The organism is Jannaschia pagri, assembly GCF_019655435.1.
Taxonomy (GTDB): domain Bacteria; phylum Pseudomonadota; class Alphaproteobacteria; order Rhodobacterales; family Rhodobacteraceae; genus Jannaschia; species Jannaschia pagri.
Map to the genome: position 1 here is coordinate 570,995 of NZ_BPFH01000002.1, position 22,668 is coordinate 593,662.

Annotated in this window: 27 protein-coding genes; 17 read left to right on the forward strand and 10 right to left on the reverse strand. The window is 65.8% G+C overall.

All coding sequences use genetic code 11. The features are described 5' to 3' along the window. Nucleotides 1-159: 159 nt before the first annotated feature. The 5 genes from K5R33_RS07765 to K5R33_RS07785 all read left to right on the forward strand — a co-directional run bounded on the left by K5R33_RS07765 (nt 160) and on the right by K5R33_RS07785 (nt 4,096). Nucleotides 160-1,038: an HAD family hydrolase gene (locus K5R33_RS07765; protein ID WP_220748429.1), complete on the forward strand. Its 879-nt coding sequence runs from the start codon at nt 160-162 to the stop codon at nt 1,036-1,038. Nucleotides 1,039-1,145: 107 nt separating this feature from the next. Beyond that, complete coding sequence (locus K5R33_RS07770) at nt 1,146-1,589, forward strand: MaoC family dehydratase (RefSeq protein WP_220748430.1); 444 nt, start codon at nt 1,146-1,148, stop codon at nt 1,587-1,589. 71 nt (nt 1,590-1,660) lie between these two features. After that, on the forward strand, nt 1,661-2,584 hold the full coding sequence (locus tag K5R33_RS07775) for a bifunctional riboflavin kinase/FAD synthetase (RefSeq protein ID WP_220748431.1): 924 nt from the start codon (nt 1,661-1,663) through the stop codon (nt 2,582-2,584). Then, the gene (locus tag K5R33_RS07780) at nt 2,577-3,056 is read left to right on the forward strand and encodes a YcgN family cysteine cluster protein (protein WP_220748432.1); all 480 of its coding nucleotides are present in this window, start codon (nt 2,577-2,579) and stop codon (nt 3,054-3,056) included. Before K5R33_RS07775 ends, K5R33_RS07780 begins: the two co-directional genes overlap by 8 nt. Before the next feature lie 5 nt (nt 3,057-3,061). Continuing rightward, a complete protein-coding gene (locus K5R33_RS07785) occupies nt 3,062-4,096 on the forward strand; it encodes a threonine aldolase family protein (RefSeq protein WP_308442979.1) in 1,035 nt (344 codons plus the stop codon). A gap of 114 nt (nt 4,097-4,210) precedes the next feature. Here the strand turns inward: K5R33_RS07785 and K5R33_RS07790 are convergent, their stop codons facing one another. Continuing rightward, nucleotides 4,211-4,450, reverse strand: a complete 240-nt coding sequence (locus K5R33_RS07790; RefSeq protein ID WP_220748433.1) for an accessory factor UbiK family protein — start codon at nt 4,448-4,450, stop codon at nt 4,211-4,213. Between the two features lie 92 nt (nt 4,451-4,542). Here K5R33_RS07790 and lgt point away from each other — a divergent pair, with 92 nt between their 5' ends. From lgt to K5R33_RS07810, 5 genes are all read left to right on the forward strand, one after another. Beyond that, complete coding sequence (lgt, locus tag K5R33_RS07795) at nt 4,543-5,445, forward strand: prolipoprotein diacylglyceryl transferase (RefSeq protein ID WP_220748434.1); 903 nt, start codon at nt 4,543-4,545, stop codon at nt 5,443-5,445. Next, nucleotides 5,442-6,518: a class I SAM-dependent methyltransferase gene (locus K5R33_RS07800; protein WP_255576220.1), complete on the forward strand. Its 1,077-nt coding sequence runs from the start codon at nt 5,442-5,444 to the stop codon at nt 6,516-6,518. The genes lgt and K5R33_RS07800 overlap by 4 nt, the downstream gene beginning before the upstream one ends. Further along, a complete protein-coding gene (gene pgeF, locus K5R33_RS07805) occupies nt 6,515-7,261 on the forward strand; it encodes a peptidoglycan editing factor PgeF (RefSeq protein ID WP_220748435.1) in 747 nt (248 codons plus the stop codon). Before K5R33_RS07800 ends, pgeF begins: the two co-directional genes overlap by 4 nt. A gap of 209 nt (nt 7,262-7,470) precedes the next feature. Next, complete coding sequence (locus K5R33_RS19030) at nt 7,471-7,593, forward strand: hypothetical protein (protein WP_255576221.1); 123 nt, start codon at nt 7,471-7,473, stop codon at nt 7,591-7,593. A 79-nt stretch (nt 7,594-7,672) separates the two neighbouring features. After that, nucleotides 7,673-8,206 carry an NADPH-dependent FMN reductase gene (locus K5R33_RS07810; RefSeq protein ID WP_220748436.1) on the forward strand — a complete coding sequence of 178 codons (534 nt, stop codon included), beginning with the start codon at nt 7,673-7,675 and terminating at the stop codon, nt 8,204-8,206. Nucleotides 8,207-8,489: 283 nt separating this feature from the next. Here K5R33_RS07810 and K5R33_RS07815 read toward each other — a convergent pair whose 3' ends face one another. Further along, nucleotides 8,490-9,422 carry a LysR family transcriptional regulator gene (locus tag K5R33_RS07815; RefSeq protein ID WP_220748437.1) on the reverse strand — a complete coding sequence of 311 codons (933 nt, stop codon included), beginning with the start codon at nt 9,420-9,422 and terminating at the stop codon, nt 8,490-8,492. Nucleotides 9,423-9,598: 176 nt separating this feature from the next. Here K5R33_RS07815 and K5R33_RS07820 point away from each other — a divergent pair, with 176 nt between their 5' ends. Next, nucleotides 9,599-9,799: a hypothetical protein gene (locus tag K5R33_RS07820; RefSeq protein WP_220748438.1), complete on the forward strand. Its 201-nt coding sequence runs from the start codon at nt 9,599-9,601 to the stop codon at nt 9,797-9,799. Nucleotides 9,800-9,930: 131 nt separating this feature from the next. Here the strand turns inward: K5R33_RS07820 and K5R33_RS07825 are convergent, their stop codons facing one another. Then, entirely contained in the window at nt 9,931-10,563 is a 633-nt protein-coding gene (locus tag K5R33_RS07825) for a 50S ribosomal protein L25/general stress protein Ctc (RefSeq protein ID WP_220748439.1), read from the reverse strand. A 221-nt stretch (nt 10,564-10,784) separates the two neighbouring features. On the opposite strand from K5R33_RS07825, the gene K5R33_RS07830 reads away from it, so the two are divergent. Genes K5R33_RS07830 through K5R33_RS07840 form a run of 3 tightly spaced genes read left to right on the forward strand, consistent with a single transcriptional unit; the run spans nt 10,785 to nt 13,500 of the window. Next, the gene (locus K5R33_RS07830) at nt 10,785-11,447 is read left to right on the forward strand and encodes an MOSC domain-containing protein (protein WP_220748440.1); all 663 of its coding nucleotides are present in this window, start codon (nt 10,785-10,787) and stop codon (nt 11,445-11,447) included. Beyond that, entirely contained in the window at nt 11,444-12,316 is an 873-nt protein-coding gene (sseA, locus tag K5R33_RS07835; protein ID WP_220748441.1) for a 3-mercaptopyruvate sulfurtransferase, read from the forward strand. The genes K5R33_RS07830 and sseA overlap by 4 nt, the downstream gene beginning before the upstream one ends. Further along, nucleotides 12,316-13,500: an amino acid aminotransferase gene (locus tag K5R33_RS07840; RefSeq protein ID WP_220748442.1), complete on the forward strand. Its 1,185-nt coding sequence runs from the start codon at nt 12,316-12,318 to the stop codon at nt 13,498-13,500. The genes sseA and K5R33_RS07840 overlap by 1 nt, the downstream gene beginning before the upstream one ends. Nucleotides 13,501-13,836: 336 nt before the next feature. On the opposite strand, the gene K5R33_RS07845 is transcribed toward K5R33_RS07840, so the two are convergent. Further along, the gene (locus K5R33_RS07845; protein ID WP_220748443.1) at nt 13,837-14,631 is read right to left on the reverse strand and encodes an HTD2 family dehydratase; all 795 of its coding nucleotides are present in this window, start codon (nt 14,629-14,631) and stop codon (nt 13,837-13,839) included. A 36-nt stretch (nt 14,632-14,667) separates the two neighbouring features. On the opposite strand from K5R33_RS07845, the gene K5R33_RS07850 reads away from it, so the two are divergent. Further along, entirely contained in the window at nt 14,668-15,060 is a 393-nt protein-coding gene (locus K5R33_RS07850; protein WP_220748444.1) for a VOC family protein, read from the forward strand. Between the two features lie 281 nt (nt 15,061-15,341). On the opposite strand, the gene K5R33_RS07855 is transcribed toward K5R33_RS07850, so the two are convergent. The 3 genes from K5R33_RS07855 to K5R33_RS07865 form a co-directional block, all read right to left on the reverse strand. Next, nucleotides 15,342-16,040: an NAD(P)-dependent oxidoreductase gene (locus K5R33_RS07855; RefSeq protein WP_255576225.1), complete on the reverse strand. Its 699-nt coding sequence runs from the start codon at nt 16,038-16,040 to the stop codon at nt 15,342-15,344. A 264-nt stretch (nt 16,041-16,304) separates the two neighbouring features. Beyond that, complete coding sequence (locus tag K5R33_RS07860; RefSeq protein ID WP_220748445.1) at nt 16,305-17,291, reverse strand: Gfo/Idh/MocA family protein; 987 nt, start codon at nt 17,289-17,291, stop codon at nt 16,305-16,307. A gap of 86 nt (nt 17,292-17,377) precedes the next feature. Continuing rightward, nucleotides 17,378-17,830, reverse strand: a complete 453-nt coding sequence (locus tag K5R33_RS07865) for a MarR family winged helix-turn-helix transcriptional regulator (RefSeq protein WP_220748446.1) — start codon at nt 17,828-17,830, stop codon at nt 17,378-17,380. 93 nt (nt 17,831-17,923) lie between these two features. Here K5R33_RS07865 and K5R33_RS07870 point away from each other — a divergent pair, with 93 nt between their 5' ends. Both K5R33_RS07870 and K5R33_RS07875 read left to right on the forward strand, forming a co-directional pair. Beyond that, the gene (locus K5R33_RS07870; protein WP_220748447.1) at nt 17,924-18,379 is read left to right on the forward strand and encodes a hypothetical protein; all 456 of its coding nucleotides are present in this window, start codon (nt 17,924-17,926) and stop codon (nt 18,377-18,379) included. Between the two features lie 275 nt (nt 18,380-18,654). Then, complete coding sequence (locus K5R33_RS07875; protein ID WP_220748448.1) at nt 18,655-19,248, forward strand: rhomboid family intramembrane serine protease; 594 nt, start codon at nt 18,655-18,657, stop codon at nt 19,246-19,248. Between the two features lie 62 nt (nt 19,249-19,310). Here K5R33_RS07875 and K5R33_RS07880 read toward each other — a convergent pair whose 3' ends face one another. Genes K5R33_RS07880 through K5R33_RS07890 form a run of 3 tightly spaced genes read right to left on the reverse strand, consistent with a single transcriptional unit; the run spans nt 19,311 to nt 22,624 of the window. After that, on the reverse strand, nt 19,311-20,756 hold the full coding sequence (locus K5R33_RS07880) for an NAD-dependent succinate-semialdehyde dehydrogenase (protein ID WP_220748449.1): 1,446 nt from the start codon (nt 20,754-20,756) through the stop codon (nt 19,311-19,313). Nucleotides 20,757-20,759: 3 nt separating this feature from the next. Further along, a complete protein-coding gene (locus K5R33_RS07885) occupies nt 20,760-21,719 on the reverse strand; it encodes an aldose epimerase family protein (RefSeq protein WP_220748450.1) in 960 nt (319 codons plus the stop codon). Nucleotides 21,720-21,721: 2 nt separating this feature from the next. After that, nucleotides 21,722-22,624 (reverse strand): hydroxyacid dehydrogenase, encoded by a 903-nt coding sequence (locus K5R33_RS07890; RefSeq protein ID WP_220748451.1) that lies wholly within the window; start codon nt 22,622-22,624, stop codon nt 21,722-21,724. Between the last annotated feature and the right edge of the window lie 44 nt (nt 22,625-22,668).

The window sequence follows — 22,668 nt, forward strand, 5'->3', positions numbered from 1 at the left end:
CGCCCAGCCTCTGGGGGCGGCTGTCTGCCATGGGCCGCCCCCGTTTTATGGTGGAAGGCGGCGCGATGCCGTCCGACGGGCGCGGCGCTGGCTGGACCTGGGGCCAGCAGTGTGTAGGTAACGCCTAAGCCATCCCGCGCCCCGAAAGGTTTTCATCCGATGCAGATCATTGATGCCCTGGCGGACATTTCCGCCGCCTACGACGCCCTTTTCGTCGATCTCTGGGGCTGCGTCCACGACGGCGTGCGCGTCTATCCTGGCGCCAACGAAGCCCTCGCCGCCTATCGTGCTGCGGGGGGACGGGTTATCCTGGTCACGAACTCTCCGCGCCCACGTGCAGGCGTTGCCGACCAACTGAAGGACTTCGGCGTCGCCCCCGACGCCTATGATGACATCGCCACTTCGGGGGATTCGGCCCGTCTGGCCATGTATCGGGGAATCGTCGGCCAAAAGGTCTGGCATATCGGCTACCGGGGCGAAGGCGATGGCGGCTTTTTCACGCCGCCCGCCATCCTGGACGACCCTTTGGCCATCACTACCGTTCCCCTAGACGAAGCAGAGGGGATCGTTTGCACCGGCCCGTTCGACCCGCAGGCGGACCCATCCGCTCTTCGACCCGAGTTCTTGGCCGCGAAAACCAAGGGCCTGAAGCTGCTCTGCGCCAACCCCGACATCGTCGTGGATCGGGGCGGTGTCCGGGAATGGTGTGCCGGGGCCTTGGCGCAGCTCTACACCGAGATGGGGGGCGAGAGCCTCTACTTCGGCAAGCCCCACCCCCCCATCTACGACTTGGCCCGTCGGCGCCTGGCCGCCATTGACCCCAACGTGGGGGAGCGAATCCTCGCCATCGGTGACGGCCCCGCGACGGATGCGGCTGGTGCCATGGGCGAAGACCTGGATTTGTTGTTCATCTCTGGCGGACTGGGGGCACGGGAAACCGGAACACCGCCCCTAGGCAGCCCAGATCCAGCCAAATTAGACGCCTATGTGGCGGAAACTGGGATCGTCCCCACCTATGTGATCGGCTCTCTGCGGTAACATTATCGCACTTTGGTCGCGTACCGCGTATTTTTGTTACGCGCAGACTTGCCGCAACGCAGCAACTAGGCTATCTGCCAGTCATCCCAGCGTCGGAGGTCAGGACCATGCTCGACAACATGCCCCGCGGCACGATCTGCATCGAAGATATCGAGATCGGCATGAGCCGCTCCCTGCGAAAAATCGTGACGGACCGCGACATTGAGATGTTTGCCGAGGTTTCGACGGACCACAATCCGGTGCACCTGGACGACGATTACGCCCAGGACACCATCTTTGAGGGCCGCATTGCCCATGGGATGCTGACCGCCGGATTGATCTCGGCGGTGATTGGTGAGCAGCTGCCGGGCCATGGCACCGTTTACCTGGGTCAAACGCTCAAGTTCCTGGCGCCCGTGCGTCCGGGCGACATGGTGCAGGCCGTGGTGACCGTGACGGACATGGACATTGCCAAGCGCCGCGTGACCATGGAAACCCACTGCGAAATCGACGGCAAGAAGGTCCTGAAGGGCGAAGCCGTCGTCCTAGCTCCGTCGCGCAAGTTCGACTGAGACACTTGCCAGCGTCCCGCTGCACTGACGGGACGCTTGCGTGGCTGAACCGGGCGCGTTAGCCCGGCGCCATGCGGATTTTCCGAGATCACCACAGGATACCCGCCGATGCGCGCCAGGCGTCGGCCGCCATTGGCAATTTCGACGGGGTCCACCTGGGCCACCAACACGTGATGGACATGGCCCGAGGCCGTGGCCCCCTGGGCATCGTTACGTTCACCCCGCACCCGCGCGAAGTGTTTGCGCCCAACGCCCCGCCGTTCCGCCTGATGTCCCCAGTTGCCCGGGCCAACCGGTTGGACAAGCTGGGGGTCGAGGTGCTGTTCGACCTGCCGTTCCCAGACATCGCCCCCCTGTCGCCCGATGCCTTCATGGAGGAGGTCTTGGCCAAGGGTCTGGGCCTCCGCCATGTGGTCGTGGGCGCCGACTTCTGCTTTGGCAAAGGGCGCGCGGGCACGGTCGATACGCTCCGCGAAGGGGGGGCCGCGCTGGGCTTCGACGTCTCGGTCGCGCCGCTGATGGGCGGGGCGACGCCCGTCTCCTCGACCGCCATCCGGCGCGCCCTGACCGAGGGGCGCCCCCGCGATGCCGCCAAGATGCTCGGGCATTGGCATCGGATCGAGGGGCCGGTGATTCACGGCGAAAAGCGGGGCCGGACGCTCGGCTACCCCACCGCCAATATGGCGCTCGACGGCCTGCACCTGCCCCGTCTTGGGGTCTATGCGGTGCTGGTGGACGTGACCGATGGCCCCCACGCGGGCACCTATCACGGGGTCGCCTCCCTGGGTGTGCGGCCCATGTTTGGCGAAAACACCCCGAACCTAGAGACGTTCCTCTTCGATTTCTCAGGGGATCTGTACGGCGCCACGCTCTCCGTGGCCTTGGTGGACTTCCTGCGGCCTGAGATGACCTTCGACGGCCTCGACCCCCTGATTCTGCAAATGGATGCCGACAGCGCCGAGGCGCGCCGGATCCTGGCCGCGCTCGATGGCTGAGGATCCCATCGACCGCACGGGACTCCGCGACCGCTTTTGGGACCGCCCCCTGGACACGCTCAACCGGAAGGAGTGGGAGGCGCTGTGCGACGGCTGCGGCAAATGCTGCCTCAACAAGCTGGAGGACGAAGAGACGGGCGCCGTCGCCCTGACCCGCATCGCCTGCCGCCTCTTCGACGATTCCACCTGCCGCTGCGCCAATTACACCCGCCGGTTGGAGTTCGTCCCCGAGTGCATCGTCCTGACACCGACAACCCTGCCCGAGGTAGTCTACTTCTTCCCCGACACCTGCGCCTATCGCCGCCTCTACGAGGGGCGCCCGCTGCCCCACTGGCACCCGCTGCTGACCGGCGACCCCATGTCGCCCCACACCGCGGGCGCGTCCCTGATGGATGAAACCGTGTCGGAAACCGACGTGCGGGAGGAGGATTGGGAGGATTTCCTGATCGAGGAACCCACCGGAGGCGCGTGACAGCCATGGACCAGCCCCTGAACCTGAACTTTGCCTCAGACAACACCGGGCCGGTCGCCGCGCCGATCATGCAAGCCATGGTCGAGGCGAACACCGGCGCGGCCATGCCTTACGGTGCGGACCCCTGGATGGACGACGTGCGCGACCGGTTGCGCGCGCTGTTTCACTGGCCCGAAGCAGAGGTCCTGCTGGTGGCCACCGGCACAGGCGCCAATGCGCTGGCACTCGCTGGCATGGTGCAGCCTTGGCAGACTATCTTCGCCCATCGCATTTCCCATATCGAGGAAGACGAATGCGGCGCGCCCGAGTTCTACACAGGCGGCGCAAAGCTGACCCTTGTCGAGGGACAGGACGGTAAAATGACGCCGGACACCCTGGCCGCCGCCATGGCCCCCGTGGGCAAAAAGGGCGTCCATGGGGTGCAGCGGGGTGCGCTGAGCCTGACGAATGTCACCGAAGCGGGGACGCTCTATTCCCTTGCCGAATTGGATGCGCTCACCACGCTCGCCCACGAGGCGGGGCTCCCGTGCCACTTGGACGGCGCCCGGTTCGCCAATGCCTGCGCGGCTTTGGAGTGCTCTGCGGCGGACATGGTCCGCGGCTTCAACATGGTCAGCTTCGGCGGCACCAAAAACGGGTGTATGGCGGTCGAAGCCGTCGTGCTGCGCGACCCGGCGCGGGGCTGGGAGTTGGAGCTGCGCCGCAAACGCGCTGCGCAGCTGTGGTCCAAACACCGGTATCTGTCGGTCCAGATGCGCGCCTATTTGGAGGACGATCTCTGGCTGCGAAACGCCGCGGCGGCAAACCGCGCTGGCCAACGTTTGGCCTCGGGGTTACGCAACATTGGCGCCGATCTGGTGTGGACGCCGCAAGCAAACATGATCTTCGCCCGCTTGGACCGCGCAGCCCACGCGCGCGCGCAAGCGGAGGCCCAGTATTATATCCTAGATGACGCGGAGCGTCCGCTGTGCCGTCTGGTCTGTGATTTCACAAAGACGGATGCAGAGGTGGACCGGCTGCTTGAGATGGTGGCGGGCTGACACCGCCAGCCGGTCAACGTCCTATGGGGTCAGCCGGGTGCGAAAACTTTTCTGGAAAAGTTTTCCAGCGCCCCAATCATAGGTCGTCGCGCCCCGATCGAGCGGGCGCGGCGTTTACTTCGCCTCCAGCGCCTCGATGCGGGCCTTGAGCGTCTCATTCTCTTCCCGGGCTTTCTGAGCCATGGCACGGACGGCATCGAACTCCTCGCGCGTGACGAAATCACGGTCTGCCATCCAGCGATCCAGCATGGATTTCATCGCCGTCTCCGCCTCGGTCCGAGCCCCCTGGGCCACGCCCATGGCGTTGGTCATCAACTGGCTGAGGTCGTCCATGATACGGTTTCGGGTCTGCATGCGATGTCTCCTGGGTGGCTGGTCCTCATATGGGCCGTTCCGGGCGCAGCGACAAGGTTGACCGACCCCGGGTGGCGGGGCAAAGCAACGCCATGGTGTTCGCAATTCCCTTTCCCGATATCTCACCCGATATCTTCAGCATCGACTTGGGTGTCTTTGTCTTTACCCTGCGCTGGTACGCCCTCGCGTATATCGCGGGGATCATCGGCGGTTGGCTCATGGGACGCTGGGCGATTTCCCGGGTGACGCTCTGGCCCGGCAACAAAAGCCCCATGACCCGCGCCCAGATAGAAGATGTTATGACCTGGGTTGTCCTGGGTATCGTCCTAGGCGGGCGCTTGGGCTACGTCCTCTTCTATCAGCCGGGGTACTACCTGGAGAACCCGGGCGAGATCCTCGCCGTTTGGCAGGGTGGCATGGCGTTCCACGGGGGCGCCCTGGGCACAGCCATCGCCGTCGGCCTCTACGCCAAGCGCCACGGTATTTCGGTGCCGTCCATTCTGGACATCGCCGGGCTGGTGGCGCCCCTGGGGCTGGGCCTTGGGCGTGTGGCAAACTTCATCAACGCGGAACTCTGGGGCCGTCCGACGGACCTCCCCTGGGGCGTCATCTTTCCTGGGGCCGCCGCCCAGGCTTGCACCAATGTGGGTGAATTCTGCGCCCGCCACCCCAGTCAGCTCTATGAAGCGGTGCTTGAGGGGGCTGTTCTGCTGGTGCTTCTCTGGGTGGTCGCGCTGCGCGGCGGGCTAAAGCGACCCGGTTTGATCTTTGGCCTGTTTGTCGCGGGCTACGGCCTGGCGCGCACCTTTGTCGAGGGCGTGCGCCAAGCGGATGCTCAGTACATCACACCAGATAACCCCTGGGGACACGTGGTGCGCCTAGGCGGTGACTGGGGGCTGACCATGGGACAGATCCTGTCCCTGCCAATGGTGGTCGTGGGCGGCCTGGTGGTGCTGGCCGTTCTGGTCCGGCCCCGGCCCAAGGCCCGGGCGTGACTCTCCGCGCGCAGATCAAACAGCGGATCGCCACCACAGGCCCCCTGACGGTGGCGGACTACATGGCCGAATGCCTGTTGCACCCCACGTTCGGGTATTACGCCACACGCGATCCCCTTGGGGCCTCGGGCGACTTCACCACGGCACCCGAGATCAGCCAGATGTTTGGTGAACTGCTGGGCCTGTGCTTGGCGCAAACCTGGATGACACAAGGTAGCCCCGCCCCCTTTGCCCTGGTGGAACTGGGACCCGGGCGCGGCACCTGTATGGCCGACATGTTGCGCGCCACGCGGGGCGTCCCCGGCTTTCACGCCGCCGCCCAGATCCATCTGGTGGAGGCGTCGCCAACCCTGCGCGCAGTCCAGGCCAAAACCTTGGCGGACTATGCTCCGCAATGGCACGATACGGTGGGAACCCTGCCTGACCTCCCGACCTTCGCCGTCGCCAATGAGTTTCTGGACGCCCTGCCCATCCGGCAGCATGTTCGCGACGTGGCAAGCTGGCGCGAGCGTCTGGTGACGGTGCAAGACGACGCACTGGCCTTTGCCCTCGGGCCCGCGATGCCGGTGCCGGAACTGGACACCCATTCGGTCGCCGATGGCACCCTCGTGGAACGGTGCCCCGGCCTGCCCCCGGTGATCTCCACGTTGAGCGCGCGGGTGGCGCGCGGTGGGGCCGCATTGCTGATCGACTACGGCCACTGGCGGTCCCAGGGCGACACGCTGCAAGCCCTGCGCGCGCACCAGCCGGAGGATCCCCTGGCCAATCCCGGACAAGCAGATTTGACCGCCCATGTGGATTTCGAGGCCGTGGCCCAGGCAGCGGCCAACCCCTCGGAGCTGACCCGACAGGGCGTCTTCCTGGAACGTCTCGGCATCACGGCGCGCGCCCAGGCGCTGGCCCGTTCCTTAACCGGAGCAGCGCTTGAGTCGCACGTGGCGGCCCATCGGCGCTTGACCCACCCTGCCGAGATGGGTGACCTGTTCAAAGTCATGGCTCTGATGCCCCCAGGGGCCGCCATGCCGCCCGGCCTCTATGCCCCCGAGACAGCCCAGGACGCCAAAGACCGATGACGCTGGAAATCCTCCGCTCCAACATGCTGGGTGACGTGGCCCATGGGTTCTTTACCCGTAAAGGGGGGGCCTCCTCTGGGATTTTCGCAGGCCTGAATTGCGGTGTGGGGTCCTCCGACCAGGCGGAAGCCGTGGCAACCAACCGGGCCCGCGTGGCCGAGGCCATGGGCGGCCCGCTGCGCGCCGTCCATCAGGTGCATTCGGCCACGGCAATCGCGGTGGATGGTCCCCTGCCCGACCCACGTCCCCAAGCGGATGCCATGGTCTCGGCTCAGCCCGGAGAGGTCCTGACGATCTTGACCGCAGATTGTCAGCCCGTCCTGTTCCACGACCCCGTCAACCGTGTGATCGGTGCCGCCCACGCAGGCTGGAAGGGCGCCCTGGGTGGCGTGTTGGAGGCAACGGTGGACGAAATGGAAGCCCGCGGCGCCGACCGGAGCCAGATTCGCGCGGCCATCGGGCCCTCCATCAGCCAGCGCGCCTATGAAGTGGGGCCTGAGTTTCTGGATACCTTCATGGCCAAGGACCCCGAGGCGCGGGACCATTTCGCCCAGGGCGCCAACGGACGGTATCAGTTCGACCTGATCGGCTACGGGCTGCGGCGGTTGCGCGGGGCCGGTGTCCAGGCGGAATGGACGGGGCATTGCACCTATTCAGACCCAGCGCGCTTCTACTCCTACCGCCGCACGACCCACGCGGGCGAGGCGGACTACGGACGGCTGATCGCGGCCATCCGCCTTTGATCCGCGACCGCCGGTGGCAGACCGCTTGGCGCCTGATCCAACACTGAGAACCCCAACACGCCCCGCGTCGCACCAGTCAGCGCGCCCCAAACCAGCCGCATTTCCGATGCAGGGGCGCCGCGAAGGCTTCGCTGAATGGCCCTCGTCTTGCCGTGTCCTCGCCCGCCTGGCCGTCGATACCAGGGTTAACCGAGACACGGAGACACCCAATGGCCCGCAAGACCTGGATCGACCGCACCATCGAAGCCACCCGCACCGAGACCCACGTCATGTGCTGGACCCGGACGGCCAAAGCCTCCCCGGCACCGATCAAGACCGCTGCCAGCGCCTGACCCTATGGCCCAACTTGGGCCTGTTCCTTGATGCAGCCCTTCCTATGTCTTGACCCAAGACAGTTTGGAAGGACGTCACATGACACATGTTTTGGGCCTCTGCGGCTCTCTCCGGGCGGGCTCTCTCAACCGCGTACTTCTGCGGGAGGCCGCGCGCCTCTACGATGCCCCCCTCGTCGAAGGCGATCTGCGCCTTCCTCTCTATGATGGCGATGTCGAAGAGGCTGACGGTCTGCCGGGGGGCGTGACCCGCCTGGGCGAGCAAATTGCCGCCGCGCCTGCCATCATCATCGCAACCCCTGAGTACAACAAAGGCCCGTCCGGCGTGCTGAAGAACGCCCTGGACTGGGTGAGCCGCGTGAAAGGCGGTGTTTGGACCGACAAGCCTGTCGCCATCGTATCGGCCACCGCCGGTCGCTCGGGCGGAGAGCGAGCGCAAACCATGCTCCGCGCGTGCATGGCCCCGTTCCGCGCCGACGCCTTAGCCGGACCAGAGGTTCTGGTGGGCGCCGCCGCGCAGCAGTTCGATGACGAGGGCCGCCTGACCAATGAGATCAACGCCAAAGCCCTCGCCGCGCTGATGGAGGCGTTGAAAGCCCGCGCAACGGGCTAAGGCCTCGCCCCTGCGTCCCAGGTACAAACCCGTTGCAATGGCCTTGGGGCGCGGGACCGCGCTTGGCACAGGCGCGGACTGGCGCAGCGAAGGCCGCACCACGCTCCGAAGCGGAGTGCAGTCGGTCGGCCAACGCCATCGTCGGCGCTGGGCGTTCGTGAGGCCCCGCACACAGAACGCGCAGGCCTGAAGTATCCTCATCGACAGACGACGGCTCTCCGCCAACAGATGGACCACCAAGGACCACTTGAACACAAGGAGACCGGTCGCTCCACGCCCGCGTTCACTCCGGCAAATCCCCCAAAAGCGGCACACCCTCAAAAGCGCTTAACTCCGCCAGGGCCTCCATCACGACCCCTTGGGCCGCCTCTGTCCGCCCCGCCACATCCGACAGGGTGGTCCGGGCAAGGTTGGCCAGGTCCGCGTCCATATCATCTCGGATCACAAGCCAGATGGGATAGGCAAACCGGGGCGCGTCTGGCACCAGATACAGCTTGCCCTGGTCCAAGAAAGATTGAACAGACCGGGCTGGCAGGTAGGCCGCGGCCCGACGGCCCAACACATACTCCACCGCCAAGGCGCCCAGACCCAGGGTGATGCCACCACGGGTCAACTCGGGCAGGCCAGTGGCATGGGCCTGGGTGAACTCCGGCCCCCAGTCCATGAACACATAGGCCTCGGCAACTGCTGCGGGATCAGCTGCCACGAACGAAGATACGAGGATCAGCTCGTCCTCCATCACCGGCGTCACGGTCAGACCGGGACGGGTTTGGGGCATATACGTCAAGGACGCCTGAATAACGCCCTCGATCAGAAACCGCGTCAGCCGATCCGGCATGCCAATCTCGCCCCGCAGGGCAAGGTCGGGCGCAGCTGCTCGCAGCCTGTCAAACCATCCAAAGCCAAGGCGCGGCCAAAGGGAATACTGCGCGCCGATCGACAGGCTCCGGGCATAGCCCTCGGGCAGGGCCACTTGCTGGCGCGCTTCCTCCCACAGTTTCAACAGGCTGATGGCATAGCGTTCAAAGGCCGTCCCAGCGGGCGTCATCGCCACCCCTGCCTTGGAGCGTGTGAACAGCGTTTGGCCCAGGCTGTCCTCCAGCCGCTGGATGCGCAGGCTGACCGCCGATTGCGTTACGAATAGGCGGGCGGATGCGGCGACGAAACTGCCCGTGTCCGAGACGGCCAGAAAGGTGCGGATCAGGGTGATGTCCATGGCAAATGTATCAGAGATACTCACCTGAAATGCAATTCTTATTCGTTATGCGAATGCAAGAGACTGCCGTATCGCTCCACCAACAGAGCGGCAGGACCGCTCCGGCCCCCAAATGTGCCGCGCTGCGCACCAGGGAGGGACCGCAGCCAGGGCAGCGCGTCACGAAAGGATCTGCCATGATCTCGAAGAAAACTGCCGTGGCCCTGGTGGTTGCCGTCGCCACGCTCTCGGCCTGCTCCACCGAACAAGTGGTCGACAACACGGTCGATGCGGGCCTCTTCGCCACGCGGACGGTCGTCAAAACGGGGGTCGGCGCGGGTAAGTTGGTCGTCAAAGGCGGATCCGCCGCCGTCCGCTCGGTCACTTCCGACGACTGATCGACCCAGACATCTGCCTGACAGTCGGGACCGACCATGTGCACACGGGTCCCGAATGCAAAGGGGCGCGAGACCTTTCGGCCTCGCGCCCCAATTTTCATCTCATCGCCTGCCCGAACCGGGCTGCGTGATCAGCCTTCGGCGGCGGCTTCGCCGTCTTCGCCTTCGCCCTCGTCATCGGACGAGGCGGACAGACCCGACGGGGCCTGCATGTTGGCCAGAACGAAATCGCGGTCGATGGTCGGCTTCGCGCCCGACGGCAGATCCACATCCGAGATGGTGATCGTGTCGCCGATCTCGATCTTGGAGCAATCGACAGTGATCTGCTCGGGGATCTCACCGGCTGTCACGCGCAGTTCGACTTCGGGGCGCACGACGGTCAGAACACCGCCCTTTTTGTCGCCGGGGGCACCTTCGATGCCTTCGAAGACCACGGGGATGAACAGGTTCACCTTGGACGTGCGGCGCAGGCGCATCAGGTCCAGGTGGGTGGGCAGGTCCTTGACCACGTCACGCTGAACATCGCGGCAGATGACGCGCACGTCTTCCTGGCCGTCGATCTTCAGGTTCCAAAGGGTGGAGCGGAACCGCCCGGCCTTCAGCTTTTTCAGCAGGTCGTTGAATGGCACCTGGATGGGCATCGGGTCGGCGCCACCGCCATAGACCACGCCGGGCACCATGCCTTCGCGGCGTGCTTGACGAGCGGCCCCCTTGCCCGTCCCCGTCCGTGCATGAGCAACGAGATCTGGAATCTCACCAGCCATGTCAGTTCTCCAATCAGAATCGTTTGAGGCGGCCTCCAAGGGTGTCCGCCTGCGGTTGAAGGGCGCCTGATAGGAGGGTGTCGCCCCCGTGGCAACCCTGTTTTCGCCCCGTTGCGCCCCGGTGTCGCGGCTTTCCAGAACCGGGTGCGTTGCAACGTCGCTGTCGCGGGTCTAATCGGAACGGATGGCCCCGTGTGTCCGGGGCAATGGGGGACAATGGCGTGAGCGACACAACCCATATCGCAGGCCTCTACTTGGGGCAGGTCCAGAACCTGTGGCCGGGCAAGGCCCCATCGGCCATCGCCAAAGTCGCGGCGCCGGGTCGTGTGGCCGTGGGCGCAACCGGCCTTGTGGGCGATGCCCAGGCAGACCTGCGGGTCCATGGCGGCACGGGCAAGGCGATCCACGTCTATCCGGCGGTCCACTATCCGCGCTGGATCGAGGATTTGGGTCCCAACGCGCGGTTCACCCCCAGTGGGTTTGGTGAAAACATCTCCCTCCCCGATTGGACCGAAACAGAGGTGAGCATCGGCGACGTCTGGCGCCTGGGCACGGCGACCGTGGCTGTCAGCCAGGGACGGCAACCCTGTTGGAAGCTTTCGGCCCATGTGGGCGAGGACACGATGGCCTACCGCGTACGCAAGACACGGCGGACGGGCTGGTATCTCAGGGTCATCGAGGGAGGCTCGGTCGCGGTTGGGGACGCGGTCACCGTTTTAGAGCGGCCCCATCCCGAATGGACCGTGAACCGCGTGGCCCGTGCCCTGTTCGACCCCAAGCAGGCGGGCGATGACGAGGCCGCGCTGGCCCATCTGGCGGCGCTCGACCCCAGTTGGCGCGGGGTCTTCGCCGAACGGCATGCCCGGAAGGAGGCAGAGGTATGAGTGATTTGACACCGGTGGTGGGGGACGATCCAGCCACGCTGGTCTCGACCGATTGGGTGGCCACGCGGCTGACCTCCCCGGATTTGCGCCTGATTGATGCGTCCTGGCACATGCCCGATACCGGCCGCGACCCCCTGGTTGAATACGGCGAGGCCCATATTCCGGGCGCGCGGTTCATCGCGCTCGATGACGTGAGCGACGGACGCTCGGCCCTGCCCCATATGGCGCCGCCCCTGGAAAAGTTCATGTCCCGGATGCGTCGCCTGGGTGTGGGCGATGGGCATACCGTGGTGATCTATGACACGGCGGGGCTGTTTTCGGCTGCGCGCCTGTGGTGGTTGTTCCGGCTGTTCGGACAACGGGCGGCGGTGCTGGACGGCGGTTTGCCCAAATGGGTGGCCGAAGGGCGCGAGGTCACGTCCGAACTGCCCCAGATCCGTGACCGGCACATGACCCCTGCCCCCCAGCCCCACCTGATGAAGGACGTCACCGAAGTCGCGCAGACCGCGAAGCTGGGCCATACCCAAGTGCTGGATGCCCGCGCGGCCACCCGGTTTCGGGGCGAGGTGGAGGAGCCTCGTCCAGGTCTGCGGGCCGGGCACATCCCCAAGTCGCGCAACCTGCCCTTCGCCGAGGTGCTGAACCCCGATCACACCATGAAAGACGCCACCGGGCTGCGCGCGGCCTTCGATGCCGCCGGAATTGAGCTGGATAAGCCCGTGATCACCTCCTGCGGGTCGGGGGTAACAGCGGCGATCTTGAACTTGGCTTTGGCGCGTTTGGGGCATAAGGACCACGCGCTCTACGATGGCTCCTGGGCTGAATGGGGCATGTACCCCGACCTGAAGATCGAGACCGGAGAGGCCTGATGCTGACCGCCCTGACCCCGCAAGCCCCTGACAAGATCCTCGCCTTGATGGCCGCCTTCCGGGAAGATCCCCGCCCCGGCAAGATCGACCTGGGTGTGGGCGTCTATAAGGATGCGAGCGGTCTGACCCCGGTCATGCGTGCCGTTAAGGCCGCCGAACGTCAGCTGGTCGAGGAACAGGACACCAAAGCCTATACAGGTCTGGCCGGGGATCCCGCCTACGCGGATGCTCTGTCGGACCTTGTGCTGGGCGACGCGCGCCCTGAAGGACGGCTGGCCGCCGTCGCCACGCCCGGCGGCACCGGCGCCATCCGCCAAGGGTTGGAGTTGATCCGCCTGGCCACGCCCGAGGCCCGCGTTTGGATGTCAAACCCCACCTGGCCGAACCACCCAGCCATCGTGGGCTACCTGGGGATGCCCACCGCCAGCTACCGCTATTTCGACGATGACACCCGCGGCGTGGATTTCGACGGGATGGTCGAGGATTTGGCCGGGGTCGCCGCTGGCGATGCGGTCATCCTGCACGGCTGCTGCCACAACCCGACGGGCGCCAACCTGACCTTGGACCAATGGCGCACCATCGCTGATCTCTTGGCCGACCGGGGCGCGGTGCCCTTCGTCGACATCGCCTACCAGGGCTTTGGCGACGGGTTGGAGGCGGACGCCGAAGCCACCCGGCTGATCCTTCAATCCGTGCCCGAGGCGATCATCGCGGCCTCCTGCTCCAAGAATTTCGGCATCTACCGGGAACGCACTGGTCTGTTGATGGCCATGGCACCGTCCGCGGACCACCTGAAGGTCACCCAAGGGGCCATGGCCTCGCTCAACCGGTTAAACTTCAGCTTTCCGCCCGACCACGGCGCGCGGGTGGTCACCATGATCTTGACCGATGACACCCTCCGCGCCGATTGGGCCGCCGAGTTGGAGGAGGTGCGCCTGGGCATGCTGGGCCTGCGCGAGGCACTGGCCACAGCACTCCGAGACCGGGTCGGCTCGGATCGCTTCGGGTTCCTGGCCGCGCATCGGGGCATGTTCTCCCGCTTGGGCGCAACGCCCGAGCAAGTGGAGGCCATGCGCCGCGATCACGGCGTGTATATGGTGGGCGACTCCCGCCTCAACATCGCCGGGCTGAACGCACAGACCGTTCCGATTTTGGCGGATGCCATCGTCGCGGCTGGGGTCTAGGGGCCGGGACTGTCGCGCGGTGGGCCGGGCGCCTTGCCCCGGACGGGCTTCGTTGACGTGCCTCTGCGCTAGGCCGGGTGGGGTCGTCTCCCTAGCTTGACGGGCACACACCTGCCGCCTAGCCTCAGGGTTCGGAACAAGCCCCATGCCCGCCTCCGATCTCAGACGTCTCGGCTCGGGTGAAAAGGCATATCGCGCGTCGCCTGCCCTTGGCAAGCGCAGAGCAGACGGCCGCTTCTGCACAGGGCCAAGGTCCCAACATCGCCCGTCGATGAAAGCCGCCAAAACACAGCAATCGGTCCAGGACACCTGCGCACAAACGCCGACCCCGCGCCCCTACCCCCGGGCGCGCACCTCCGCGGTCATATAGGCTTCACCCGCCGCCCCACGCACCCAAGCCCGGGTCCCGTCCAGGCAAAACGTCACCGTCTCCCCCACCACGGCGGGGGCCGTCGCGCGGTAGCTCACATGGGCCAATGGGCCCAGTTCCGCCTCCGCCAGCGCGATCAGCCCCTCTGCCAGCAACGGCCCATGCACCACGAGGCCCCGGTGGCCTTCGACCCCGGTGGCATAGCCTTTGTCCCAATGGATGCGATGTCCGTTCATCGTCAGCGCGGAATACCGCAGCAAGGTCATGTCATCGAAGACCTGCACGCGCTCCACCGGGGCGCGCGCCGCTCGGGGTGGGGCGGGCGCCGGGCTGTCCGGCGCCGGATCTGGGCGATAGACCAGATCCTGCCGTTCGCGCAGACACAGGCGCCCGTCTTGCCAAACCTCGTGGTGCAGACACACCAACGCCAAGGGACCGCTTCGCCCCTTCTTCTGTTGCACTGGCCCCAACCGCGTTTGCCGCTCCGCAGGGCGCCCCAGATGCAGCGGCGCGACCCAGTACACGGTCCCGCCCGCCCACATGCGGCGGGGCAGGCCCACGTCGGGAACCAAGCTCTTGCCCTGGGCCGGATGGCCATCGCGCCCCAGGGCATCTGGCGGGCTGACATCCCAAAAGTGAAGGTGGTGCCAGAACGGCGGCAGAACGTCGTTCGGGACGGGCCGCCCAAGGACAGCCGCGCAGGCAGCGGACCGGGCCGGATCCAAGACATCCTTGACGACGCGCATAGGGGGCGGAGACATGGCATCACCGTTTCCCAGCCCAGAGGAAAGCGCAAGATGAAGATCGACGCCCTCGACCACTTGGTTCTGACCGTTGCCGACCCGGAGGCCACTGCCGCTTGGTACGATCGGGTGTTGGGCACGCGGCGCGAAGTGTTCCGCCCCGCCGATGGCACCACCCGGTTGGCGCTGAGCTTCGGGTCGCAAAAGATCAACCTGCACGCTGCGGGGGCGGAGTTTCGGCCCCATGCGGCGCACCCCGGTCCCGGCACCGCCGACATGTGCTTCTTGTCGGACGCGCCCCTGTCGGACTGGCAAACCCACCTGGCCGACGAAGGCGTTCCCATCGAGGAAGGTCCCGTGCCCCGGACCGGCGCCACGGGGCCGATCCTGTCGATCTATCTGCGGGACCCCGACGGAAATCTGATCGAGATCGCCAACCGGGTCTGACAGCGAGGGTCCGGCCCACCCTCGGGCCAATAACCCCACGCCACAGCGGCGCACCGTCATTCCGCCTCAGACCCAATCGGCTGTCCGTGCGACGATAGATAATAAAGGCACCCAAAGACGGTCAGGACGCCCAGGCCTCGACACGCCCCCATCGGGCCACAGCAACAGGCCGCCCCGGCCAAGGCACACAAGCGCTCGGGCGCCACAGAGCTTCACCTAGCTCCCATCGCCCGACCCGGCCCCCTCAACGGGGTCACACCGAACGGCGTCCAGACGCCCCGTCAGCCGATCATTTCACGCAACACCGCGTCCGGGCCGCTCTTGGAGGGGTCCTCCGCCCGCGCTATGGCAGGCGTTTCGCGCACGTGAAGGTCCTCCTCGACGCAGCGCAGCATGAAGGCCGCCAAATCTCCGGTACGGGTACGGATCAGCGAGGGTGGGATCACCCGCTCGAACGTCTGATAATCCCCTGACATCGCTTCATCCAGCAGCCACCCCGGTCGCACCGCCGTCCACCGGAGCGTCTCGGTCGCCCGCAACAGGCGCTCCATCTCCGCCATTTGATCGAAGATCGCGCGCAGCCCCGTGGCAGCGGCGGCTCGAAACCAGATCGGCCCCCGGTCCAAGGTTTCCACGAAACTGGCAGAAATGGTCACCAAGCGATCCACCGAGGCCGCGCGCATGGCGAGGATCAGGTTTAACGTGCCTTCCGTGTGCAGTTTCGGCGGACAAACCGCCGTCTTAACGCCCGCATCAATGCCAACCGCGTTCAACACCGCATCAAGACCATCCATCTGATGGGCCAAGCCCTCGGGCGCCATAAGATCGGCAGCCACCCATTCCAGGTTCGGATGGGACCTGTCGGGAGGGGGACCGGGCGTATGGGCCGCACGGACGCAATGCCCCCGCTCCAGCGCCAGATCGACCAACCTGGAGCCCGTGGCACCCTCTGCACCATAAATCAAAAGCGACTTCGACATGGGGATCTCCGCTTGGACATGGGACAAACCCAACCGAGGGCAGGCCAAAGGGTTCCCGCTGCCCGCCGCCCGCCGCCAATGCGCGGGTCGTGTGCCAACAGGAGATCAACCCAGACGGATGGGCAAACGGATCCTCGACCGTACGAAGCGCCATGGCTTACCGCTGGCTTTCGGGCCACCAACGGGGCGTACCACGGCGGCTCAGCCTATGCTCCTGCTCCCTGACGCCACCGACCACGCACCCTATGACAGAGAGCAACCCGATCACACAGCCGGGCGTCCTCCGGCGGCCGCATAGGCCATATCAATCACCCTCTGGGTGCCCGCCGCGTTTTCGAGGGTCCACGGGAACGGCGCCTCACCACGAATGGCCGCCCCAAAGGCCTCGACCTGCAAAACATACTGATCCAGGCCCGGCCAGCTGCGCCGATGGGTGATCCCGTCGCGCCCGCGCCAGTCGACCGAGGCCTCCCCAAAGCGCGCCGCATTGAAGGGCGTCGCCAAGCGGATCAGCCCAGCCTCGCCGTGGAACAGCATGAATTGCTCGGGCAACAGCCGCATGGAATTGACCCAATGGGCCGTAAACCCCGGAAAACGGGCCGAAACGCGGGCCAGGACATCGCAGCCGTTCTCCCACTCGATGTCCGCATGGGTGATCGCATCAGGCTCCGCCCCAGTGGCCCAGCGCGTGCAACCATAGGTATAGACCCCGATATCCGGCAGCGCACCGCCCCCCATGGCCGCCGCGTTGCGGATGTTTCCCGGATCCGCCGAATTGTCGTAGGTGAACACGCCCTCCACATGGCGCAGCCGCCCGATGGCGCCGTCCGACAGCAGGTCGCGGACCAAGGCCCATTGGGGATGATGCACGATCATATAGGCCTCAGCGGCCTGCAGCCCGGTCCGATCCCGTGCGGCGATCAGGGGCGCGATCTCGGCCTCGGACATGGCGACGGGCTTTTCCACCAGCACGTGTTTGCCGGCCTCCAGCGCCTTGATCCCCCAGTCCACATGCATCGTGTGGGGCAAGGGGACATAGACGGCGTCGATCTCGGGGTCCGCCAAAAGGGCGTCATAGTCGACATGGACGCGCAAACCAGGCGCGATGGCCGCGAAGGGCTCCGCCTTCTGGGGGGAGCGCGTGGCCAGCGCTGCAAGGACATGCCCACGGGCGGCGTGGATCGCGGGAGCCATGTCCTTGCGCGCAAAGTTCGACGCGCCCAGCACGCCCCAGCGGATCGGATCACTCATGGGGGCATCCTCCATTCAACTCCCGTCCCCGGACGGTTGTCGGCGGGCGGTCGGGCGTCAACCCTGGACTGCGCGCGCGTGGCCCTTCAGTCGCGACCACGGACCGCGTCGCTGGCCTCTGCCAAAGCGCGTGTCAGAAGATCCTTCAGCGTCGCCTCCTCCGACGGTGTGATCGGGGTCAGGATCTCACTGATGGTCTCGGCCACAGCCGCCTGGAGGGCGCGAACCACGTCTTTCCCCTCTGGCGTCAGCGACACAAGCGTGACGCGGGCGTCCTGCGCGGAGGGGCTGCGACAGACCAGGCCCTTGCCCTCTAACGACCGGATGGTCCGGGTCATCTGCGATTTGTCCCGCGCTACCCGGCGGGTCAGGTCCTGCAAACCAACCTGGCCCATGTCCGCAAGCGTCAACAGCACGATGCCCCCGCCAGGACCCACGTTCTGCGTGTCGAAATCATGGGACTTCGATTGGAGCCCAAAGTGAATGCGCCGCATGAAGCGATCAATCAAAAGGGCCAACTCGGTGTCTTGTGCCTGCATAATTCTGTTGACTTTGTCTACCAATAGTAAATAGTGGACTTCATCCACAATAAGCGGTCGCTTGCCCGCTCTCGTATCGCAGAGGGGGCTCCCATGGCCAACCAACAGTCGCTTGCCCTCAAGATCGCCGCGGTGCTGTGGGTCGTTTGGGGCCTTGTGCATATGTTTGCGGGCATCATGACGATACTCAACGGGACAAGCGCGGCCGTGGCGGCCATCGCCGACGGGGTCGACCCTGCTTTCCTGGTCTTAGACTACCACCCAGCCGTCGGCGCCGTCCTCAACCAGCATGGGTTCAACCTGCTCTGGATCGGCACGTTTACGACGCTCGGCGCGGTCTTCGTTTGGCGCGGGTCGGCGGTCGGGATCTTCATGACCGCCATTGTCGGCTGGGTCACGGATGTCGGCTACTTCGTGTTCATGGACCTCGGCGGGTTCGTGAAGGTCTTTCCCGGAACGGTCATGACCATCGTATCGACGGCGGCTGTCGTGCTCAGCCTTTGGGCCTATGCCACCGGTCGTCGAGGGCCCGCCAATGGGAGTTCGTAGCGCTGTGCCTTGGAAAAGGTTTCCGAACATCCAGGCATCGGAAAGGCATTGGGACCGCCGGGCAATTATGCCGCCAAAGACAGGGTGAATGTCCGCCGTCCGGGCGGGTATTGACGCAGTCCGCAGCGAACAGACGTGCCATGAACCCAGTCGGGACGAAGTGTGGGACGGCCCCCCTTGGCAAACCATATAGCCTCCCAAGTCTCCAGTGCCCCGCGTTGGCCCATGCCGCCCGTGCCTCTCGACATCCGTTACCGGCGCATTAGGCTCCGACCATGCAACTTCGCCGGTTTGTCCGCCCATACCTGAAACGCCTCCTGCTCTTAGGCTTTTTCGTAGGCGTCCTTTGGGCGCTGCAGATCGTCAATTGGATCACCGGCTACAGCCTCAACCGCGCCTTCGGCCTCGTCCCCAGATCGAGCTATGGCTTGGACGGGATCCTTGGCATGCCGCTTCTCCACGGGAGTTTCGGCCATCTGGCGGCGAACACGCCCCCGCTTGTCGTGATGGGCGGCCTGCTAGCCGTGACGGGCACGCGGGCCCTGCTCGCGGTCAATGGTATCATCGTCGGGCTGGGTGGCGCGCTGGTTTGGCTTCTGGGCAGCGCCGCGATCCACATCGGCGCATCGGGCCTTATCTTTGGATGGTTCGGCTTTTTGGTGGCCCGGGGCGCGGTGGACCGCGCGCCCGTCCCCTTGGCCGTAGCCCTTGGCGTTGGGCTCACCTACGGGGCGATGGTTTGGGGCGTGGTGCCAGGCCAGCCCGGCATCTCCTGGGAGGCGCATTTGTTCGGGGCCGTCGCCGGGGTCGTGGCAGCCTTCGTCCTGCGCACGCAGGTGGACACCCTCACCCCCAGACGCCGTCCTTGATCGGGGACAAAAGTCTTCAGCGAAGACTTTTGCCAAACTTTTCAACGAAAAGTTTGCCCCCCTCAAATGCCGTCGATGCAGACATATTTCGTCTCTAGGTAATCCTCTAGCCCTTGGGATCCGCCTTCTTTCCCGAGACCGCTATCCTTCACACCGCCAAAAGGCGCCTCCACCGTGGTGATCAGGCCGGAGTTGATCCCGATCATCCCGTATTGCAGCCCCTCGTTCAGGCGGAACGCCCGCCCCAAATCCTTGGTGTAGGCGTAGCAGGCCAGCCCGTAGACCGTGTCATTGGCCATGGCGATGGCCTCCGCCTCGGTCTCGAACCTAAACACGGGCGCCAACGGGCCGAAGATCTCCTCCGTGGCGAACTTCATCGCCTGGGTCGCGCCGGTGACCACCGTCGGCTCAAAGAAGGTCCCGCCATTGCTATGCCGCGCGCCGCCTGTGACGATCTCGCCGCCTTGGGCGCGGGCATCTGCCACGAACTCCTCCACCTTCTCGACCGCATCCATGTCGATCATCGGCCCCTGTTCGACGCCGCTTTCCAAACCGTCGCCGACCTTGAGCGCACGGGTCTTCTCCACCAGCTTCGCGACAAACGCGTCATGCACCGCCGCCTGCACATAGATCCGGTTCGCGCAGACACATGTCTGGCCCGCATTGCGGAACTTGGACACCATGGCCCCCTCGACCGCAGCGTCCAAATCCGCATCGTCGAACACCACAAAGGGCGCATTGCCGCCCAACTCCATGGAGACCTTCTTGACCGTATCCGCCGACTGCCGGATCAGCTCCTTGCCCACTTCGGTGGACCCGGTAAACGTGATCTTGCGCACCTCTGGCGCGGCCATCATCGCGCCCGCGATTTCCCGTGCGGAGCCCGTGACCACATTGACCACACCAGCCGGATAGCCGACCTCCTCGGCCAAGGCGCCCCAGGCCAACCCGCTATAGGGCGTGGCCGTTGCGGGCTTGGCCACCACTGTACAGCCCACGGCCAGGGCTGGCGCCACCTTGCGCGCCAACATGGACGACGGAAAGTTCCAGGGCGTCACCATCCCCACCACGCCAATGGCATGCTTGGTCACCAGAATGCGCCGCCCGTTCACCCCGGCGGGCACGATCTCCCCCTTGGCACGGCGCGCCTCCTCCGCGAACCAACGGACATATTGCGCACCGATGGCGATCTCACCCATGCTCTCGGCTAGGGGCTTGCCCATCTCGACAGTCAGCAGCTCCGCCAGGTCTTTCTGGTTGTCCATCAGCGCATCGTGCAGCTTCCACAGCAGGCCGCAGCGCTCCATCAGCGACATATCCCGGAACGCCGAGAAGGCCTCGGCGGCGGCGGCAATCGCCCGCTCCGTCTCGGCGGTGCCACCGCCAGGAACCGTGCCGATCACCGCGCCATCCACGGGGTTGGTCACATCGATGGTCTTGCCACTGTCTGCCCCCACCCAGGCGCCGCCGATCAGGTTGGCCTCTTTCATCCAGGTCTGGAATGCCATGGTTTAGTCCTTTGAAAACGAGAAGGTTGTGATCTGATGATAGGTCTCGCCCGGTCGCAGCGTCGCCTCCGGGAAATCGTCGTGATTGGGCGCATCGGGCCAGACCTGGGGTTCCAGCGCGACCCCGGCATGTGCGCCGTAGCGCCGCCCGTCCAACCCCGGCACGGGCGGGGACAGCTTGGCCCCGTCATAAACCTGCAAGCCCGGCTCCGTTGTGCAGATGGCCATGGCCACCCCGCTCACGCGGGAGCGCAGAACACCCACCTGCCGCAAGGCCTCCCGCCCGTCCGACAGACACAGGTTGTGGTCCAGCAACCCGTCCCCAGGCAGCGCCTGCCCGCCGCGGAAATCGAACGCCGTGCCGTCAACGGGGGCCACGCCGACCGGGATCAACTCCGCGTCCACGGGCGTATAGCGATCCGCCGCCACGGTCAGAATGTGGTCCGCAACGCTGCCGCTATCATCCAGACACCAATAGGAGTGGTGGGCGATATTGCACAGCGTCGCCGCGTCGGCCCGCGCGTGATAGTCGATCCGCAGCGTCGCCTCTGGACCGCAGCGAAACCGCGCCTCAAGGTGCATCGCACCGGGGTACCCCATCTCGCCGTCGGCTAGGTCGATCTGGAACGCGATCTCGTCGTCACCCTGCTCCACCACCCGCCAGACGCGTTTGCCGATCCCCGCGCTGCCCCCATGCAGGTGGTGTTTGTCCAGGAAGTTCCGATCCAGCTGGTGGACCTGGCCGTCCAAGGTGAACCGCCCCTGCGCCATCCGATTGGCACAGCGCCCGACCATCGCACCCATATAGCTGGCGTGACCCGCAGCGTAGCCCTCCAACTGCTCCAACCCCAGCACCAGGGGCGGGGCATGACCTTCCAGGCGCAGATCGACCAGCGAGGCGCCCCAGTCGGTAAACGTCGCGGTTAGCCCGTGGCCCGAGATGACATATCGGTTCAGGTCCATGGTCACTCTAGCCCCAGATGCGCCGCCACCCGACGGGCCGTCATCTCTGACACCCGCGCGTTGGCCTCAGCTGTCACGCCGCCGATGTGGGGGGTCAGGATCAGGTTGGGCACGCCCGCGAAGGGGTGCGCGGCCCCCAGCGGTTCCGTCGCGAAGGTATCCAGCGCCGCGCCGCCCAGGTGGCCCGAGCGGAGCGCGTCGCAGACCGCCCCTTCGTCCACCACGCCGCCCCGCGCCGCGTTCACCAGGATGGCACCGGGTTTCATCCGCGCCAGTGCCGCGCCGTCGATCAGGTCGCGCGTCTCTTCGGTCAAGGGAACGTGCAGCGAGACCACATCGGCCTGCGCTATGACCTCATCGACAGACACCGCGCGCGCGCCCTCGAAGTCCTTGGCATAGGGGTCAGCGGCGATCACCTCCATCCCCAGCGCCCGGCCCAGCGCGCCAGTCTTGCGGGCGATCTCGCCATAGCCGAGCAGACCCAGCACCTTGCCCGCGATCTCTCGCCCCTGCCCCGCAGGTCCGCGCGGCCAGGCCCCGGCTTCCATCTCGGCGCGCATCATATAGGCCCCGCGTAACAGCACGGCGGCGGTCGTCACGACGTATTCCGCAACCGATAGCGTATTGGCGCCCACCGCTGGGTAGACCTCGATCCCCCGCGCGGCACAGCCCTCCATGTCGATGTTGTCGAGGCCCACGCCCAACCGTCCGACGCAGGTGAACCCGGCGCCCAGCAGGTCCCCGCGCACCTGCGTCCGGTTGCGCACGATCAGCGCCCTGGCGGTTTGAACCATCGTCATCAACGCGTCCGGTCGATCCGGCAGGTCCGGCGCATAGGTCACCTCGGCCCGCGCCCGAAGCCAATCGACCCAAGCCTCATCCATGAACTCTGTGATCAGGATCATCGCACCAGTCTCCGGTCTCGCGCGCATGGGTCGGCGCCATCGGC